This window comes from Flavisolibacter nicotianae, assembly GCF_003628535.1.
Lineage (GTDB): Bacteria > Bacteroidota > Bacteroidia > Chitinophagales > Chitinophagaceae > Flavisolibacter > Flavisolibacter nicotianae.
This window is the reverse complement of the sequence record NZ_RBCI01000005.1, coordinates 270688-288792: the sequence shown is the minus strand read 5'-3', so window position 1 is coordinate 288792 and position 18105 is coordinate 270688. Positions and strand designations below refer to the sequence as shown.

The window sequence follows — 18105 nt, the reverse complement described above, 5'->3', positions numbered from 1 at the left end:
TAGTGTCCAACTCTGCCATGCCATTTTTATGGTTTCCGGCTGGCCCGTGTTTTGAGGAAATGAATCGTTAGCACGCCACCTCATTCGTTCACCGTCTTCAAACACGCAAAGCAATATGGAACAAAGTCGAAACAGCATTGTAGACATTTGGGGCCCGCGGACTCCCTACATAGGTACTTGGCCCGAACGCATCGATATGCAACTGGCAGAGCAACCCGACACCTGGGTACAGTCGGCCTGTGTGCTTTGTTCGAATGGTTGTGGACTTGAAATTGGTGTGAAAGAAGGACGTATTGTCGGGGTTCGCGGACGGGCGGACGACCGTGTGAATCACGGGCGGCTGGGACCCAAAGGCCTTCACGGATGGGTGGCCAATAACAGTGCGGATCGCCTGACAAAACCACTGATCCGAAAAAAAGGCGTGTTGGTAGAATCTTCCTGGGATGAAGCCATGTCGCTTATCGTTGCCAAAACAAAAGAGATCAAAAGAAAACACACGGCTGGTGCCATTGGATTTTACACAAGCGGACAGTTGTTACTGGAAGAATACTATACGCTTGGCATCATCGGGAAGGCCGGTTTGGGAACACCGCATATGGATGGAAATACCCGGCTGTGCACGGCAACGTCGGCCGCAGCATTAAAATTGTCATTTGGCAGCGACGGGCAACCCGGCAGTTATACGGATATTGATACCACGGAAGCCATTCTTCTTGTTGGCCACAACATGGCGTCCACCCAAACGGTTTTGTGGACACGGATTTTAGACCGGCTCGCCGGGCCCAATCCACCCCAGTTGGTTGTGATTGATCCGCGCAAAACGTACACCGCTGAAAAAGCGACGGTTCACCTGCAACCACGGCTGGGCACAAACGTGCCTGTGCTTAACGGGCTTTTACACCTGGTGATCGAAGGCGGTACGATTGACAAGGACTTTATCGACAAACACACCGTTGGATACGAAGAACTGAAAAAAGTTGTGTCGGAATGGACTCCCGAACTGGTCGAAAATGTAGCCGGCATTCCGGCTGGCGATTTACGAAAGGCAGCAAAAATAGTGGGTTCGTCCTCCACTCTTTTATCAACCGCCTTGCAGGGCGTTTATCAGTCCATGCAGGCAACGGCAGCTGCGGTTCAGATCAACAATTTGCACCTGATCCGCGGTCTGATTGGCAAGCCGGGCTGCGGCATTTACCAGATGAACGGGCAGCCGACTGCTCAAAATACAAGAGAGACCGGCGCGGACGGGGATTTACCGGGATTCCGCAACTGGGATAACCGGGAGCATATCGAGGAGCTGGCGAAACTATGGAACGTTGACCCGTATATCATTCCGCACTGGGCGCCGCCAACACATGCCATGCAGATCTGGCGGTATGCAGAACAAGGTTCTATAAAGCTGTTGTGGATTAGTGCCACAAACCCGGCTGTGTCCCTGCCGGACCTGGCACAGGTGCGAAAGATCCTTTCCAAAGAAGATTTATTTGTCGTGGTGCAGGATGCATTCCTGACTGAAACGGCGGCGCTGGCCGATGTCGTTTTGCCCACAGCCATTTGGGGTGAAAAGACGGGTTGTTTCACCAATGTCGATCGCACGGTGCACATCACGCAAAAGGCCGTGGAACCGCCCGGGGAGGCAAAGTCTGACTTTGACATTTGGGTGGACTATGCCCGGCGCATGGAATTTAAAGACAAGGATGGCGCACCCCTCGTCAAGTGGACGAAACCCGAAGAAGCTTTTGAAGGCTGGAAACAATGTTCAAAGGGACGACCTTGCGATTATTCCGGAATGAGCTATGAGAAGCTTCTTAGCAAAAATGGCATCCAGTGGCCTTGCAACGACAACTACCCGGAGGGTTGCGAAAGATTGTATACGGACGGCGTGTTTCATACATCGGCAGACGACTGCGAAACCTTCGGCCATGACATGACAACCGGGGCCGAATACACACCGGAACAATACAAGGCCGCCGACCCGCAAGGCAGGGCTTTTTTGCGGCCGGCTGCCTACGAGCCGCCACACGAACAGCCCGATGATGACTATCCGTTTTGGTTAACGACAGGTCGCGTGGTTTACCATTTTCATACACGAACAAAAACCGGTCGGTCGAAGGCCTTGCAGGATGCCGCTCCCGACGCCTATGTGCAAATGGCCCATGAAGATGCGGCTCAACTCGGGATCAGCGACGGGGAATTGGTAAAAGTAGAATCCCGGCGTGGACACATCGAGGTGGTAGCACGCCTGGGTGGAATATCACCCGGTACGGCATTCATTCCTTTCCACTATGGTTATTGGGATGATTCTGAAAGGGCAAGGGCTGCCAATGAACTGACCCTTTCCGAATGGGACCCCGTGAGCAAACAACCGCACTACAAATACGCGGCTGTCAAAATTTCCAGGATAACCGGCGAAGGCAAGCCATCGCTTCTGGAAAAAGCCGGTACTCTCCTTGAATCCATCAAAGAAAAAATAATTCACTAAACATGCATATTGGAAACTACATCGGACTGGTTCACGAAAGTGAAAAAGACCTGGCGGAAGCATTTGAAAAGGTCAGCAAGCACCATGCTGCGGAACCCGACGTTTACCAGATGTGCCAAAAATTAAGCTCATGGTCGGCAAATCATGTTTTGAATCTTCAGCCGTTCATCAAACGGTATTCCGAGGACAAAAGCAAAGAACCGGACAACCTGAAACGAAGCTTGTTCAGCCAGCCAAGGTCGGGAAGTTTGGCTCTTGTCAGGGACCTTCATGACCTCTGGTTACTGGCCAACGAGGTGCAATTGTGCTGGGTGGTTTTATTGCAGGCTGCCCGGTCTTTGCGCGACAAGGAGTTGGAACTTGCCTGTGAGCAGTTTGATGCGCAAACACAAAAGCAACTGGAATGGCTGATGACCCGCATAAAACAGGCCGCGCCGCAAGCCCTGGTTGTGGCAGAGTAAGGAAGAGTACGCAGCGGTGTTTATTCGCTTGTCTTCAAAAACCCGAATCCGCCGGAGCATATCATACAGGAGGAAAATCTGTTCACTGTTTTTGACCGCGAACGGGGCGACTACCTTCATATATTTCCGCAACCTGCTAACGGGATGAACAAAACGAGGCCTGGCCTTTCTGATAAACAATGTCAGGATGACCACTCAGGCCGACAGCTGAAAGACGTTTTTCCCCAACTGTTTCATCAGTCGTACATGCGAAGCAATGGCCTGTCGCATAGTGGGATAACAGTGATAGGGAAGTGAAAATTTTTGACACTGTTCCCTTACGATTTCGCTCAGTGCCGGATAATGAATATGTGAAACGGTTGGAAATAGATGATGCTCCACCTGGAAGTTAAGGCCGCCGATGAACCAGGAAAGCCATTTGTTTTTTTGGGCAAAGTCTGTTGTCGTCATGATTTCGTGTTCGGCCCAGGCTGCACTGGGCAAACCCGCTTGTTCTTCCGTGGTATAAAAACTAGTTTTTTCCACCACATGTGCCAATTGAAAAATAACAGACATCACAAGACCCATAGTGATATGAACGAGCAGGAAGCCGGTAAGCCAGGCCTGCCAGCCCACAAAATAGATCGGCACGAGTCCGTAAAAGAAAACATACAACAGTTTGCTGACCCAGAAAATGATATGTTCTTTTAGTTCTATCCGGCTGATAGAAGTGGTGTGGATCTTTAGGGAAAAGTACTTGACGAAGTCGAACACCAGCATCCATGCAATGGAACTGACCGCATAAAGAAAGAACATATAGTGGTGTTGAAACCGGTGAAGCGGCCGCCACTTCTGCGTCACACAAAGGCGAAGCAGTGAACCATTCGCCAAATCATCATCCACGCCGTCGATATTCGTATAGGTGTGGTGAATGATATTGTGTTTGATCTTCCAGAGAAACGCATTGCCGCCCAATGCATTCATCGTTAGGCCCATGAGGTTGTTAACCCATTTTTTACTGGAAAAGCTTTTATGGCAGGCATCATGCATAACGTTGAACGCTGTGCTGATCAGCGCAAGCCCGAGCAAAACTGAAAGCAGGATGCCGAGCCACCATGCGTACGTCCCCAACAGGAGAAACAGGTACACGGCAATCGATAAGGAAATGACGATAATTGCTTTGCTATACAGCTTCCAATTCCCCGATTTTCTGATTCCCCTGTTTTCGAAGTAGGAGTCAACGGCCTTTTTTAAGGATTGGAAGAAAATAGGGTTGTTGTTGTTAAATTTTATTTTCGCTGACATACATAAGTTGAATTCGAGACTGCAGGAAAAACGCTGCAAAAATGGAAACTATGAGGGAAACAGACTTTCTATTTGAACTCCGACACCAAAACAATTGATTTAGCCCATGTATTCAAACACCAATTTCGGCAGTCTTCCCGTGTTCATTGAAGGTAGGTTATTCTAAAGAGAAGCAACCTGTCGCTGCCGAACATTAACAGAAAACGGGAGGCGGCATCATCGGTTTTTCCACCGATTTAATTTTATCCTGTGAGGTGATCGGATCTGCAAAGAAGAAATGCAATCGAGCCAATGTGCCACCGTTACAGCAAGAGCATAACGTTCAGTTTTCAGTCCGTAGACAATTTTAGTTGCAGCCAATCGACAGATGCGATCGTTTCCGGATAACCCCATCTACCCGACATCTTTTTTGACCCCGATGTTGGGCAGAAACGCCGTTAACAAACCGATCAAAGGCAGGTAAGCGCAAACCTGGTAAACAAATCCAATGCTGGTTCGATCGGCCAGCGCACCCAGGAGCGCCGATCCCAGGCCACCCATTCCAAATGCAAAACCAAAGAACAAACCCGATACCATTCCGACTTTTCCCGGCAGCAGTTCCTGTGCATACACCAGAATGGCCGAGAAGGCGGATGCCAGCACAAAACCGATAATGACACTTAGAACGGTTGTCCAGAGAAGGTTTGCATGCGGAAGCAAGAGTGTAAAGGGGGCAGCACCCAGGATGGAAAACCAAATCACGTATTTACGGCCGAAACGATCGCCCAGCGGGCCGCCTAAAAATGTACCGACTGCCGTCGCAAACAAAAAGGCAAACAGGTGCAGTTGCGAGTTTTGTACGGAAAGGTGAAATTTATCAATGAGGTAAAACGTAAAGTAGGAGCTCATGCTGGCGAGGTAGAAATATTTGGAGAAAATCAGCACCAGCAATATGCCAATGGAAAGTGCAACCCGTCCCCGCGGAAGATTGCCAGCTTGATCAATAGACGACACTGCTTTTTTAGGCCGTATCCGGTGCATGTTCTGCTGGTACCATTTGCCAACACCGATCAAAATAGAGATGGCCAAAAGTGCCAGCACCGAAAACCAGGCAATACTCGATTGGCCAAAGGGTACAATGATGAGAGCCGCCAGCAGGGGGCCGATAGCACTGCCTGCATTACCGCCAACCTGGAAAATGGATTGGGCCAGCCCACGACGGCCACCGGATGCCATGTAGGCAACTTTCGATGCTTCCGGGTGGAAAACCGAAGAGCCAATTCCAATCATCCCGACAGAAAGCAGGACAAAGGCAAACCTGCCGGCAAATGCGAGGCACACCAAACCCAGTAACGTAAAGCCCATACCCGATGCCAATGAAAACGGCTGTGGTTTTTTATCGGTATAATAACCGACGAAGGGTTGCAGCAGCGAAGCCGCCAACTGAAACACCAGCGTAATAAGGCCCACTTGGGCAAAAGATAAATGAAACGAGTCTTTTACCAGGGGATAAATCGAAGGGATCAGCGACTGGATCGTATCGTTGAGCAGATGCGAAAAGCTAATGGTGAGCAGGATGGGAAAAACAGTTCCCCCTGTGCCACTGGTTGTCATTTGCAGAACCTCGTCTTTCGCAATCTTTGTCATAGTTTTTTTTCAGATGGCAAAAATAGACCCTCACCGCTGGCAAATCGAAAGGATTTTTAACCCGCGGCCAACCGGTTGTTTCCGGCCTGGCTAGAAGAAGAATTAGATTCTGTTATGGCTGTGCTGCAATTTTTATCTGTCTTTTCCCAACCATAACAATGCATTCAGCACCAGCCTGTCCTGCCAGTGGTTATGGAAGGTGTGCGACAACTCGCGGTTGGTTTTGTTTTCGTAGTCCATATCGTTGTGTCCCATATTGAAATAAACCATGTGAAAGCGCTTGTTTGTCCACACCACGGGATAATCCCCGCCTTGCCAGATTTCGGATGGTTTCGGTCCCGTGCCCAGCGGAAAACTGGAAGCATCGATCGAAAGAAGCACGTCGATGTCTTTGTTCTTACGCAGGTCGATTTTCCACCGGTACCATTCGTTGGGAGAAGAGGCAAACAGGGCGGGTAGTCCTTTTGTCGCAGGATGCCGCTTTCGTTCCACCCGCAGCTGTGCCGCCGTGGGGCGCCAGGTGTTGCTGCGGTATTCACCGGAGCCCAAAAATGTTTCGTGGTACCAGGACCAGTTTTGCGGATAGGCTGATGGCGTCAGCGCAAAGGCCGAAAAATGAAATCCCATCCAGGCGCCGCCTGCTTTCATGTAGTTTTCAAAAGCCTCTCTTTGCGGCAGCGAATCAGGACGGGTGTCCAGAAAAACGACGACCTGGTACGATGCAAGAACCTTGCTGTTTAGCCGACTCCAATCCTTTGTTGAATCATATTGAAACCGGTGTTGGGCGGCCATTTTTGCAAACCACGTATTGGCCTCGTGAACAAAGCTGATGTGGGCGGGGTCTTCCCGGGCTGTGTAAAACCCCAAAACCTTAAACAAAGGCTTGCCCTTCTGGGCCTCTACGGCAGAGCCGGTGCCAACCAGGATAAACAAGGCGAACAACATCGTTTTCATGGAAACAAAACTGCAGTTTTTCCTGCAGTTGTCGCATTCCTAGTAAATAGACACGGGCATTCGGCAAAACCAAAATGGAAAAAGGATCGACAGGTACCGGTTACATTTCGAGGCCGGGTATTTACTCATACCGGAACGCATGCCATACTCCGTCCTCCTCTGAATTTTTCGTTCTGCCACCCGCTTCCGGCCCCTCAAAATGAAGACTTCGTGTCATTCACAAACCAAAATAAAAAACAATGAAAAAGAAGTACTTCTCCTCCGCTCCTCTCCAGTGCGCCTTTTTCCTGGCCGTTCTGGCCATCCTTGCAGCGGGATGCCAGAAGGCAGTCGAACCGCTTTCACAGGACAACGGTCCGGCGGCACTGCAGGCAAAAAAAGCACAGCAAAATCTCAACAAAAAAATCGGGCATTTCGACCAGTTCAATCTCACTGCCAACAATGAAGAGTATGGCGCACCGAATATCGATCCGACGCTGGTAAATGCCTGGGGCCTCGTTTTTAATCCGACCGGAACGCCATGGATTTCTTCGCAGGAAGGACATGTGAGCAATGTGTACAACAGCGAAGGGGTTCCCCGTGCGATCAACCCGGTGAATATCCCTTCACCGGCATCGCTGACAGGAGGCAATCCAACCGGCATTGTCTTTAATGGTGTTAGCACTGATTTTATCATTCCAAATCACGGGCCTGCCGCTTTCATTTTTGATGGCGTAGACGGGGTCATTTCGGCCTGGAACGGCAGCCTCGGGAAACAGGCCGCCCGAATCACGGTTGGCCAGGGTGCGTACACCGGCCTGGCGATCGGCAGTAACGGCGGCAAACAATATTTGTACGCAGCCAATTTTGCCACCCGTCATATCGATGTCTGGAACAGCAGTTGGATGATGGTGAGCATGCCCTTTACCGATCCGGGTTTGCCCCAAGGCTACGCTCCCTTCAACATTCAAAACATTGGCGGAAATCTTTTTGTTACCTATGCCAAGGTTGACCCAACAACGCACGAAAGCGAAGCCGGAGTTGGAAAAGGATTTGTTGACATTTATCGCACGGATGGCTCCTTCGTCAAACGCTTTGCGTCGATGGGAACATTGAATGCGCCCTGGGGTGTGACCATGGCTCCGCGTTCATTTTTTGAGGACGAAATGGACGACATTGAGGACGCGGACCAGCACGAGCAAAGCTACCTGCTGGTCGGCAACTTTGGAGACGGTCGAATCAATGCCTACCGCATGGATGGCAAATTTGCGGGCCAGTTGCGCGGCAAGAAAGAGCCGATTGAGATCGAAGGTCTCTGGGCGCTGGTCTTTCCACCATCTACGTCCACAATTGACCAGCACAGGCTTTATTTCACGGCCGGCCCCGATGATGAAACACACGGCCTTTTCGGTTACCTGAAAGCAAGGACGGATGATTAATAAAAACCCACTGATAAACAGACATGCTCACTGTTCTTACAGTTAGCTTTGGTTACGGCCCCTGTTTTTACGGGGGCCCTTCTGTACCAGTTTGCGATGGAGTATTTATCCTACCAAAAAATGTTTGATGGAGCCAATTTCACTCTTGTCCTTGCAGGGCGATCGATATAAGGCCTGACAAAACAGCAAACAAAAACACAACTGCAACGATTTTTTATCACCCGATCCGGAACCACGATGGTACGTTCATGTAAGAATTCCAAAAAGAATTGGCGTTTTTGCTAAAGCTATCCAGTCCTCACCACTGGCATGGTACACATTTTTTAGCAGCCTTCGTCAACAGGACACCTTCCTGTTTACCTCGTCAACTTTACAACTATGTGGTGGATCTATGCTTTGCTCTCCGCTTTTTTTGCAGCCCTTACGGCCATCTTTGCCAAAGTTGGCGTGAAAGGCGTCGACAGCGACCTCGCCACGGCTGTCCGCACCGTGGTGATCTTGATTATTGCCTGGGCCATTGCTTTTTTCCGCGGAGGCACGGCCACGCTTGGCAGTCTCACGAAACACAATCTTCTCTTTCTTTGCCTCTCGGGTCTTGCCACCGGCTTGTCGTGGGTCTTTTATTTCAAAGCACTGCAACTGGGCAAGGTATCGCAGGTGGCGCCGGTCGATAAACTAAGCGTTGCCCTTGCCATCGTGTTGTCGGTGCTTTTTTTGGGCGAAGCCCTTACCTGGAAAACCGCTCTCGGCGCAGGCCTCATCATTTCCGGAACGGTCGTGCTGATCCTGTAAGCAAACGACAGGCAAGGAAATTCCAATGCCTCTCAAAAGGGGCAGTCTTTCCCAATGCTGGTCAGGGGGAGCTATTAAAGCACACTTTAATTCAAAAGCTTAGATAGGAAATAAAAAAGGAGGACTAGAGTCCTCCTTTTTCAAAATGCAACGGTCTATTTACTGTTTGAGCAATTTGACCTGTTGCCGGTCAGTTGAACTCGTGACCACAACTTCGTAAATACCCGGCGCCAAATGTGCTGTTGACAAACGGATCTGGTTGACACCTCTCTCCACAGAGCGTTTCTGGGCAAAAACCGTACGGCCGTTTTGATCGACGATGCTTACCTGCACTGTTTCCTGGAGGAGCGACCGGTACTTCAGCACTGCCTCGCTGTGAACAGGGTTCGTATAAAGCGTAAGAAGATTTGCGAATGCAGCCATCTTCACTTTCCGTATGTCGGTAAACGTCACCTGGCCGTTCCTGTCTGCTTGCGCCAGTTTGTAGTACAGGGTTTGGCCCATGAATTTGCCGGCGTTTCCATCTGTGAAGCTGTAATTGCGCATCGAATTACTAGTGCCTGCAGCTGCTACCGTTCCAACACTTTCAAAATTTCTGCCGTCCAGGCTCCGCATCACGGTGAAGTTTTTCGAATTGCTTTCAGACGCTGTCATCCAATTCAGTTTTACAGTTTCGTTTTCAGCCACGGCATCAAAGCGGGTAAAGGAAACCGGCAATGTTGAAGCCGAAAGGGCACCTGCACCTCCGCCACTAAAGCTGCTAACCTGGAGCTCGGCCTGGTGATTGTTGCTACCAAGATTCGTGTAAACCCAGTTGCTTAACGTCGCAAGGTTACTGTTCTGGTAAAAATGAACAGCAGTGGCACCCGCCCAGTTGGTCGTAGGATCGGGATTCCCGGTATCTACCTTGTAGACGGTGAGCTGGGAATGATTGATTGGCCCTGCGGGGTAATCGCCATTGACATCGGTGAGATCCTGTGTGTTGTAGTAGAATCGAACGTTGACCGGCGTGGATGGTTGCTGTGTCGGCATAACATTCCAGTAGCGGTTCATGCTATAATAGCTTGCACCTTGCGGAATGAACGAGCTGCTCACATTTACGGCATGCCCGGAACCTGCGCCGGCAGTTGCCTTTACTTCTACCTGGAAGGTGCCGTCACCGAGACTGCCGATATCGTTTCCATTTTTTTGGATGGAAAGCAGACGAATGTCATCGCTGAAATCAGCCGGTGTACCGTTGTCGTAATAATAGTGCGTCCATCCTTGTGCATCCGTGCATTCGCGGCTTGCAACCTTGGTGTTGTTGGCTGTTGCAGACACTGTAGTTACGGTTGCATCCAGCACTGTTATCTGCGCCGTGTCGGCACATCCGCTTGCATATGATACAACCAGTGTATACGTGCCAGCCGGTGCATTCTGCGGATTGCTGGTGCTGTAAACAACCGAGTTATACCCGGCGGTGTTGAAAAGAGTCGTGATATCGGTGGTGCCGCCGGCACAGCCAACGGTCACCGTCTTATCGGCTCCCAGCGATGGTGAAGTATTTACCGTGATGGTTTGCTGCACACTGTCTGCACATCCGTTTGCCGTACCGACAACCAGCTTCACGGTGTAGGAGCCTGTCGTCGCATAACTGTGCGATACGTTCGTCACCGTTGCCGTACTGCCGTCGCCGAGCTGCCAGGCATAACTGCTGGCACCTGTGCTGGTATTCGTAAAGACATACTGATTTCCTTTTTCACACTGTGTGGCGGAATTGATCGTAAATGACGCTGAAGGCTGTGCATAAACGGCCACTGTCTGTACCGAGCTGTCTTTACACCCGTTGTTGCTTGTCACAAGCAGTTTGACGGAGAAGAGACCTGCGGATGTATACGTGTGCGACGGATTGGCGGCCGTTGCCGTGGTGCCATCGCCAAACTCCCACTGGTAGGTGAGGGTTCCGCTGCTGATTGTTGATGTGTTGACAAAGGCAAAGCTGTTCCCGCCCTGGCATTGGGCGCTGTTGCCCAGGGTGAACCCGGCCGCCGGTTGCGGATACACGGTAATCGTAGACTGTGTACTATCGATGCAGCCATTGTTGCTCGTTGCAATCAAATGAACGATATAGCTGCCGGGAGTTGTGTAACTATGTGTTGGATTGGTTGTCGTGACTGTGGCACTGCCGTCGCCAAAATTCCATTGGTACTGCATTGTACCCGCAGCGATGGTAGAGGTATTGGTAAAAGCAAAACTGTTCCCGCTTTGGCACTGATTGGCCGTATTCACCGTATACCCGGGCTGCGGTTGCGGGTGATTGGCGACCGTGATAATCGCCGTATCGCGGCTGCACTCGTCTGTTCCATTGTAGACCATCAGTCGATACGTGCCGGCGCCAACATTATCAGGGCTGATGTCGTTGCCTGGCGAGGCCATGTTCTCGTAATGAACAGTTGTAAACGGCTTCACATTGTACAAGCCACCGATATTGGTCGTATAACCGGGACACACATAGACGGTCGTGTCAGCGCCTAAAGTTGTTTCGTACCGGATAGTGTAGCTGAAACAGGCATTCGCGTTCGTGACCTGGAATGTGAAGGCGCCGGCCGACTGGCAATACAGGTTCAGTGTGTCGTAGCTGGTAACACCCGGTGCAGAATAGCCACCGATATTCTTGTAAAAGACCTGAGAACCATTTTTGTCATATCCTGAAAGGTAGAAATAGCCGTATCCCAATCCCGATGTGTTGGTTGCCTGAACATATACCCGCATGGTGCCATTGTGCGGCACTGCCGTCTTGTAATAATCGGCGTTGTCTGTGTTGCCGCCAAGAGAGTACCCGATGTTGGCTTTCACCGTGTCTTTTTCTGCAAAACTGATGGCTGTTGCCTGCGTATTGTTTGGCTCCAGATCGGTAATGGCCAGCGTATTGTCAACATGAATCATTTTATACGAGATCTTGTATCCAAAACACTGGTACTGCTGGCTCAGTTGAAAATAAAATGTATCGTTTGCCGAACGGCAGTACACATCCACACTGTCTATAGCGGATTGACCGGCAGCGAGGTAACCGCCAATGGATTTACTAAACAGGCTTCCGTTTGCCTGGCGCTGGTCGTAACCGTTGATATACAAATAGCCGTTGCTATTACCGGTGTTGGTGGCTTCTACATAAATACGTACGGCACCGTCACTGGGTAACACGGTTTTGTAATAATCGTACGGATCGGCAACTGTCCCTGCTGACACATACCCGACATGACCGGCGGCAGAATCCCCTTCATTCAGTGAAACGGCATGCGCAAAATCGTTGTTGGGTTCCAAATCCACATCGGACGAAGGATTGATGATGGCATACCGCAAAATGTAATTAAAACACTGGTATTGCTGCGTAGCACGGAAATATATTGTATCTCCGGCTGCACTACAATAAAGATCCACGCTGTCTATAGCGGATTGACCCGCAGCGAGGTAACCACCGACAGACCTGGTGAACAGGCTTCCGTTTGCCTGGCGCTGGTCGTAACCGTTGATATACAAATAGCCGTTGCTATTACCGGTGTTCGTGGCTTGCATGTACACCCGCAAAATACCGTTGGCTGGGAGAACGGTTTTAAAATAATCTTCAGCATCGTTTACAGTTCCACCAACAATATAACCGATACGTCCGTGGATCGTGTCCGCCGTGCTAAATTGTGTTGCCTCGGCAAATGAATTATTCGGTTCTGCATCCACTTCGCCAACTGCATTGAGAACAGTATAATAAAGTTTGTAATTGAAACACTGGTATTGTTGCGACAGACGAAAATAAAGGGTGTCGCCCTGGCCCTGGCAATAAAGGTCCACGCTATCGATGGCGGTTTGGCCTGCATTGAGGTAACCGCCAATGGATTTACTAAACAGGCTTCCGTTTGACTGGCGCTGGTCGTAACCATTGATGTTAAAATAGCCGTTGCTGTTACCCGTGTTGGTGGCCACCGCGTAAATGCGAAGAACGCCACTGGTAGGAAGTACTGTTTTGAAAAAGTCCACATCATCAGCCACAGCTCCACCGGAAAGATAGCCCAGGTGCCCGCTAGCTGTGTCGGTTATGGGAAAACCGATCGCATCCGCAAAGCTATTGTTGGGTTCTGCGTCCACATCTCCGGACGCATTTAGAATGGTGTAGCGTAAATGATAGCTAAAACACTGGTATTGCTGCGAGGTTCTGAGATAAATTGTTTCGCCTGCCGAGGTACAGTACAAATCAACGCTGTCAGTGGCCGACGCACCAGCATTTAAGTATCCACCAACCGTTTTTGAAAACAGTGAGCCGTTTGTTTGCCGGTTGTCGTAGCCGGAAACGGAAAAATAGCCGTTACTGCTCCCGGTGTTTGTCGCGTCCATGTAAACACGTACGATCCCGTTGGCCGGCAGCGTGAATTTGAAGTAATCTTCAGGATCTGCAACATTGCCCCCCGTTGTATAACCGATATGTCCACCAATCGATTGGTCAATGTTCATCGCCACGGCATCGGTAAAACTATTGTTTGGTTCGAGGTCTACATCGCCGCTTGTGTTGAGCATCACATACCGAAGCTTGTAAGAAAAACACTGGTATAGCTGGTTAAGCCTGAAGTAGAGAGTTTCTCCCGCGGCAACGCAGTAAAGATCGATGCTGTCAACAGCCGTCTCACCCACGTTCAGGTAGCCGCCAATTCCTTTGCTTGTAAGACTGCCGCTCGCCTGCCGGTTGTCGTAAACGGAAAGGTAGGCATACCCGTTACTGCTTCCGGTATTGGTTACCTCAGCATATACCCTGACCATCCCATTGTACGGAATCGTGGTTTTGAAATAGTCCATGTCGCCATCTGGGCACATTGCACCAGTGGATTGGGTGTTAATCGCCAGGTTGTTTGCGCTGGTAAAATCGTTGTTTGCTTCGATTTCCGTTTGCGCCTTTGTGCTGGCAGTAACAATAAACAGCAGTGCAAACAAAGACATGAGTCGGATAAATCTTTTCCGGTTGTGTTTCATTTTTGGACGGTTAAACGCAGTTGGGAAAGTGTGTAGAAATGGGACAAAACAAAATTTGGCACGGCAGTATAGCCGCAGATCATATAAGACAAATCAACATGGAAAGGCCGTTGGGTACACGGCGTGTTGTTAGCCTGTTATCGGGGTAAATTTCATTTTCATAAAGGTTCGTTTTAGGTTTACAGACAAATTGATTCAATTAGAGCTGGCGGACTGAAGACGTACGATTTATCGCCCGTTCAAACTGTCAGCACAAGTTTCCGGACCGACCGTGACTAAAGTTTTTTCCGGGTAACAAATATTCATCCCTTCACTTTCATATCGTCTAATCAATTTGTATTATTTCGCAAAACATGTGGTCTATCAGTTTCGAGTAAAGCAAGAAAACTGTTATGGCTACCCTAAAATTGTCATCAGGAAATTGGTGCAGACCTGGATTGCACAATAGTTTAAATTCGACGTGGAAGGCGACCGCGTGAAGGCAAAGTAAAAAATAACCCGACCCGGGTTCCTTTGTTGTTAACACAGAAACCAGGGTTAGCTCTAGCCTTTTTTCCTACTATGGTTCCAGGCGAAACGGAGCCGTAAGTTTGGCCTCGGCCGAATTCGGGCCGACCAGCAGCTTGTACATACCGGGATAAGACCGCCACCGGTTTTGTTCCAGATCCCATTTTTGCAGTTCGCTGACAGGGATGGCCATCGACACAAGGCGGCTGCCGTTCTTCTCCACCGTCACACGCCGAAAAGCTTTTAGTTCTTTCAGCGGCATCCGCTCAATGGAGGGATACTGCACATAAACCTGCACCACTTCATCGCCTTTCATTTTACCGGTGTTTTTTACCTCAACGGAAAAGTGGAGTGTATCGCCTGCTTTTGGGTTTTCTGCAGGCTTTTTCTTCCACGCATAGGCAAAGGTGGTATAGCTCAATCCAAACCCGAAAGGATATTGCACCTTACCATCATAGTAGCGGTAGGTGCGGCCCTTCATGGCATAGTTATCATAAGCCGGCAAGTCGGAAAGCGACGAATAAAACGTGACGGGCAATCGTCCCGACGGCGAAATTTTTCCAAACAGCAGATCGGCCAGCGCATTGCCCCCTTGTTCGCCCGGGTACCAGGCAAGAATGATGGCATCGGCATAGGGCTCGATCGACCGGATGTCGACGTCGCTGCCGGCATTCACAACCACGACTGTCGGCTTGTTATTGGCCTTTAGCTTTTGCAGCAGTTTGAGGTGAGGTGCCGGAAGGTCAAGCGAGGTTTTGTCGCCACCGCTTGCCGAAAGAAACGCATCGCCCTCCTCTCCTTCCAACAACGGTGTCAGGCCAATAACGGCGATGGTCAGGTCGGCAGTGCTGGCTGCCCAGATCCCGCCAAAATGCACCGTATCGGTATAGTCGCTGCCCTGGTCGTATTGTACACCCAAACCGGCTCCTGCCGCTTCGGTGATTCCTTCCACGAACGTGACCATATCGCCTGACAGGCCGTGGTAGTTGGCGACCAGGGCTGGGATGGACGCTGCATTCGGACCGATGACCATCAGGGATTTGTACCGGTTTTTATCGATGGGCAAAATATTGTTGTCGTTTTTCAGCAGCACCATACTTTGCTGCGCTGCTTTCCTCGCCAGTTGCACGTTCCCAGTTGTATGCACATCCGCTTCATTCAGCTTGCTGAACGGTACGTCAGACGGCGCATCGTACATCCCCAGCTTCATTTGTGTGCGAAGCGTTGGCAACAACGCATTGTCAACATCAGCCTCCGTCAACAAACCTTGCTGCACGGCTTTCAGTACGGTCCGCTGCAACAGGTCCGAACAATCAAGGTTCAACCCGGCTTTGATGGCCGCGGCTGTGGTGGCAACAGGATCCGTCATTGTTTTGTGGCCCTTGAAAATATCGTCCAGCGCCCAGCAGTCGGACAGGATGTGCCCCTGGAATTTCCACTCCTGGCGGAGAATGGTATGGAGCAGGTTTTCGTTGGTGCAACAGGGCTGTCCATTCAGCCGGTTGTAGGCACACATCACGGCTTCCACTTTTGCATCAACCAGTTTGTGAAACGCATAGAGATAGGTTTCCCGCAGGTCTTTTTCATCCACGATCGCGTTGAACGAATGACGCGTTGCTTCGGGACCACTGTGTACGGCAAAGTGCTTGGCGCAGGCGGCTGCTTTGAGGTAGTGCGGATCGTTGCCTTGCATGCCCTGTACAAAAGCGCTCCCGATTTTGGCCGTGAGAAACGGGTCCTCACCATAGGTCTCCTGGCCGCGACCCCATCGCGGATCGCGAAAGATATTGATGTTGGGCGACCAAAACGTAAGGCCCATGTACTGTGTGCGGCTGTTGCGCTTGATGGCTTCGTTATACTTGGCCCTGGCTTCCGTAGAGATCACGTCACCCACTGCTTTTATAAGACTGTCGTTGAAGGTGGCTGCCAGTGCAATGGCCTGCGGAAAGACCGTGGCCTTTCCCGCTCTTGCCACGCCATGAAGCCCTTCGTTCCACCAATTATAGGCCGGGATGGCCAGCGAGGAAACAGGCTTGCTATTGTAACCGAGCAATCCTGCTTTTTCTTCGAGACGCAAGCGGGAAAGCAGGTCCTTTACCCTCGTTTCAACCGGTAGCTTCGAGTTTCGGAACGGTTCTTTTTTCTGGGCAGATGCCTGCATCGACCAATGTCCCTGGAAGATAAAAAAAGCAAGAACGATCGTTTTGGCGACCACAGGCAGACGATGACAAGAGTCCTTCTTCATAAAAATTAAGTTGTGCAGCTCCGGCTTTGCCGTGCTCTGGGAATTGGTGTTGCCAGCGTGTAAATTTAACGGCAGGCAAGGGAACGCGGAATGGTACGTTCAATGGCAAGGACGTTTGAAAGTATCGGGAAGGCCGTCCCCTTTTTGTATCCCATTCTTTTAACTGGTGGCAGTTTAGTGTGAAGTCAGTTTGTAAGTACGCACACCGCATTCCGGCTTGCTGCAACGTCTTTACATGCCATTTTTACATTGACCAGCCACAAGAGCCGGCCAACTTCATCAGCAAAGAAATTGAAGACGACCATTGGTGAAACAGGTCTTCCCGTCACACAACGTCTTTCGCAATCACGGTCCAGTCCTGATCGCCAACTCCTTTTTCAATCCACTCGTCCATTAAAGCAGCGGCACCGGGGATAAGGGCCAATTTCTCTCCTCCGTTCTGTGCCGCGTCGAGAAAGAGCTGCACGTCCTTGCGGGCCATGTTCAGCTCCCACGATGGCGAGTTGTATTCTCCTCCCGTCATTCGCTGCAGGCGTGCGGCCAGTTGCAAAGCCGGGTTCCACGAATTGAAAAGCAGGGCTACGTCCGATGCCGGGATTTGTAAAGCCTTGGCTAACGTGAGTGTGTCCCTTAAACCTGCTGTCAGGCAAACCAGGAAGTTGTTCCCAACCAGTTTCATGGCCGCGGCCTTTCCTGGCTCGTTGCCAAAATTGAGCACACGGCCGGTCATGACCGAAAGCTCAGGCTCCAGTATTTTAACCAGGTCCTCCGCACCCGAGAGCAGCATAAAACCGGTTGCTTCCAATGCATTGGCCGGTCCCATGAAAACAGGTGCGTGCTGGTAGCGATAGCCCCGCTCTGCCCATTTTTCGGTCCGGCGAATGGCGCCTTCTTTCGACGTCGTCGTATGATCGATAAGTATGGTACCCGGTGCAAAGCCGGCACTTGCCGCTTCCAGTACTTCGTCCACCGAAGCATCGTCTTTGAGTGTAAGATGTATGCGCCCGGCACCTTTCACAGCGTCGGCTACATTTGCAAAAGCCTTGGCCCCGGCCTTCTCCAGCGCAAGAGCTTTTTCAGTCGTCCGGTTCCAGACCTGCACGCTTTCTCCCCTGTTCAGCATCGCCCTGACAAAATTTGATCCAAGCAAACCCATTCCTAAAAATGCTTTCATATCCGTTTGTTTTAAGGACTTGCAAGGTCTGGAAAAAACAGGTTCATCCCAACCCCTTCATTCAACGTTTCAGGTTTTGAAAAAAGCAGCAATTGTTAACGGAAAATGCGTAACGTAAAAACGGCTATCCGTTTTTGCTCAGGAGTAATTTTGTGAAAACAGAAGCC

10 protein-coding genes are annotated in these 18105 nt (G+C 50.4%); 4 read left to right on the top strand and 6 right to left on the bottom strand.

All coding sequences use genetic code 11. The features are described from left to right. The first annotated feature begins 115 nt into the window (after window positions 1-115). Together D6024_RS15925 and D6024_RS15920 are read left to right on the top strand one after the other, a co-directional pair. A complete protein-coding gene (locus D6024_RS15925; RefSeq protein WP_121355628.1) occupies window positions 116-2482 on the top strand; it encodes a molybdopterin oxidoreductase family protein in 2367 nt (788 codons plus the stop codon). A gap of 2 nt (window positions 2483-2484) precedes the next feature. Next, a complete protein-coding gene (locus D6024_RS15920; protein WP_121355627.1) occupies window positions 2485-2943 on the top strand; it encodes a molybdopterin oxidoreductase in 459 nt (152 codons plus the stop codon). Window positions 2944-3138: 195 nt separating this feature from the next. Here the strand turns inward: D6024_RS15920 and D6024_RS15915 are convergent, their stop codons facing one another. From D6024_RS15915 to D6024_RS15905, 3 genes are all read right to left on the bottom strand, one after another. Beyond that, entirely contained in the window at window positions 3139-4227 is a 1089-nt protein-coding gene (locus tag D6024_RS15915) for a fatty acid desaturase family protein (protein ID WP_121355626.1), read from the bottom strand. Between the two features lie 393 nt (window positions 4228-4620). After that, entirely contained in the window at window positions 4621-5853 is a 1233-nt protein-coding gene (locus tag D6024_RS15910; protein WP_121355625.1) for an MFS transporter, read from the bottom strand. 132 nt (window positions 5854-5985) lie between these two features. Then, the gene (locus D6024_RS15905; protein WP_121355624.1) at window positions 5986-6807 is read right to left on the bottom strand and encodes a ThuA domain-containing protein; all 822 of its coding nucleotides are present in this window, start codon (window positions 6805-6807) and stop codon (window positions 5986-5988) included. A gap of 239 nt (window positions 6808-7046) precedes the next feature. Here D6024_RS15905 and D6024_RS15900 point away from each other — a divergent pair, with 239 nt between their 5' ends. Together D6024_RS15900 and D6024_RS15895 are read left to right on the top strand one after the other, a co-directional pair. Further along, window positions 7047-8225: a TIGR03118 family protein gene (locus D6024_RS15900; protein ID WP_121355623.1), complete on the top strand. Its 1179-nt coding sequence runs from the start codon at window positions 7047-7049 to the stop codon at window positions 8223-8225. Between the two features lie 378 nt (window positions 8226-8603). Then, the gene (locus tag D6024_RS15895) at window positions 8604-9017 is read left to right on the top strand and encodes an EamA family transporter (RefSeq protein ID WP_121355622.1); all 414 of its coding nucleotides are present in this window, start codon (window positions 8604-8606) and stop codon (window positions 9015-9017) included. Window positions 9018-9176: 159 nt separating this feature from the next. Here D6024_RS15895 and D6024_RS15890 read toward each other — a convergent pair whose 3' ends face one another. From D6024_RS15890 to D6024_RS15880, 3 genes are all read right to left on the bottom strand, one after another. Then, window positions 9177-13979, bottom strand: a complete 4803-nt coding sequence (locus D6024_RS15890) for a PKD domain-containing protein (protein ID WP_162944801.1) — start codon at window positions 13977-13979, stop codon at window positions 9177-9179. A gap of 592 nt (window positions 13980-14571) precedes the next feature. Further along, complete coding sequence (locus D6024_RS15885) at window positions 14572-16764, bottom strand: glycoside hydrolase family 3 C-terminal domain-containing protein (RefSeq protein ID WP_240410057.1); 2193 nt, start codon at window positions 16762-16764, stop codon at window positions 14572-14574. 325 nt (window positions 16765-17089) lie between these two features. Then, window positions 17090-17938, bottom strand: a complete 849-nt coding sequence (locus D6024_RS15880) for an NAD(P)-dependent oxidoreductase (RefSeq protein WP_121355620.1) — start codon at window positions 17936-17938, stop codon at window positions 17090-17092. Window positions 17939-18105 lie beyond the last annotated feature (167 nt).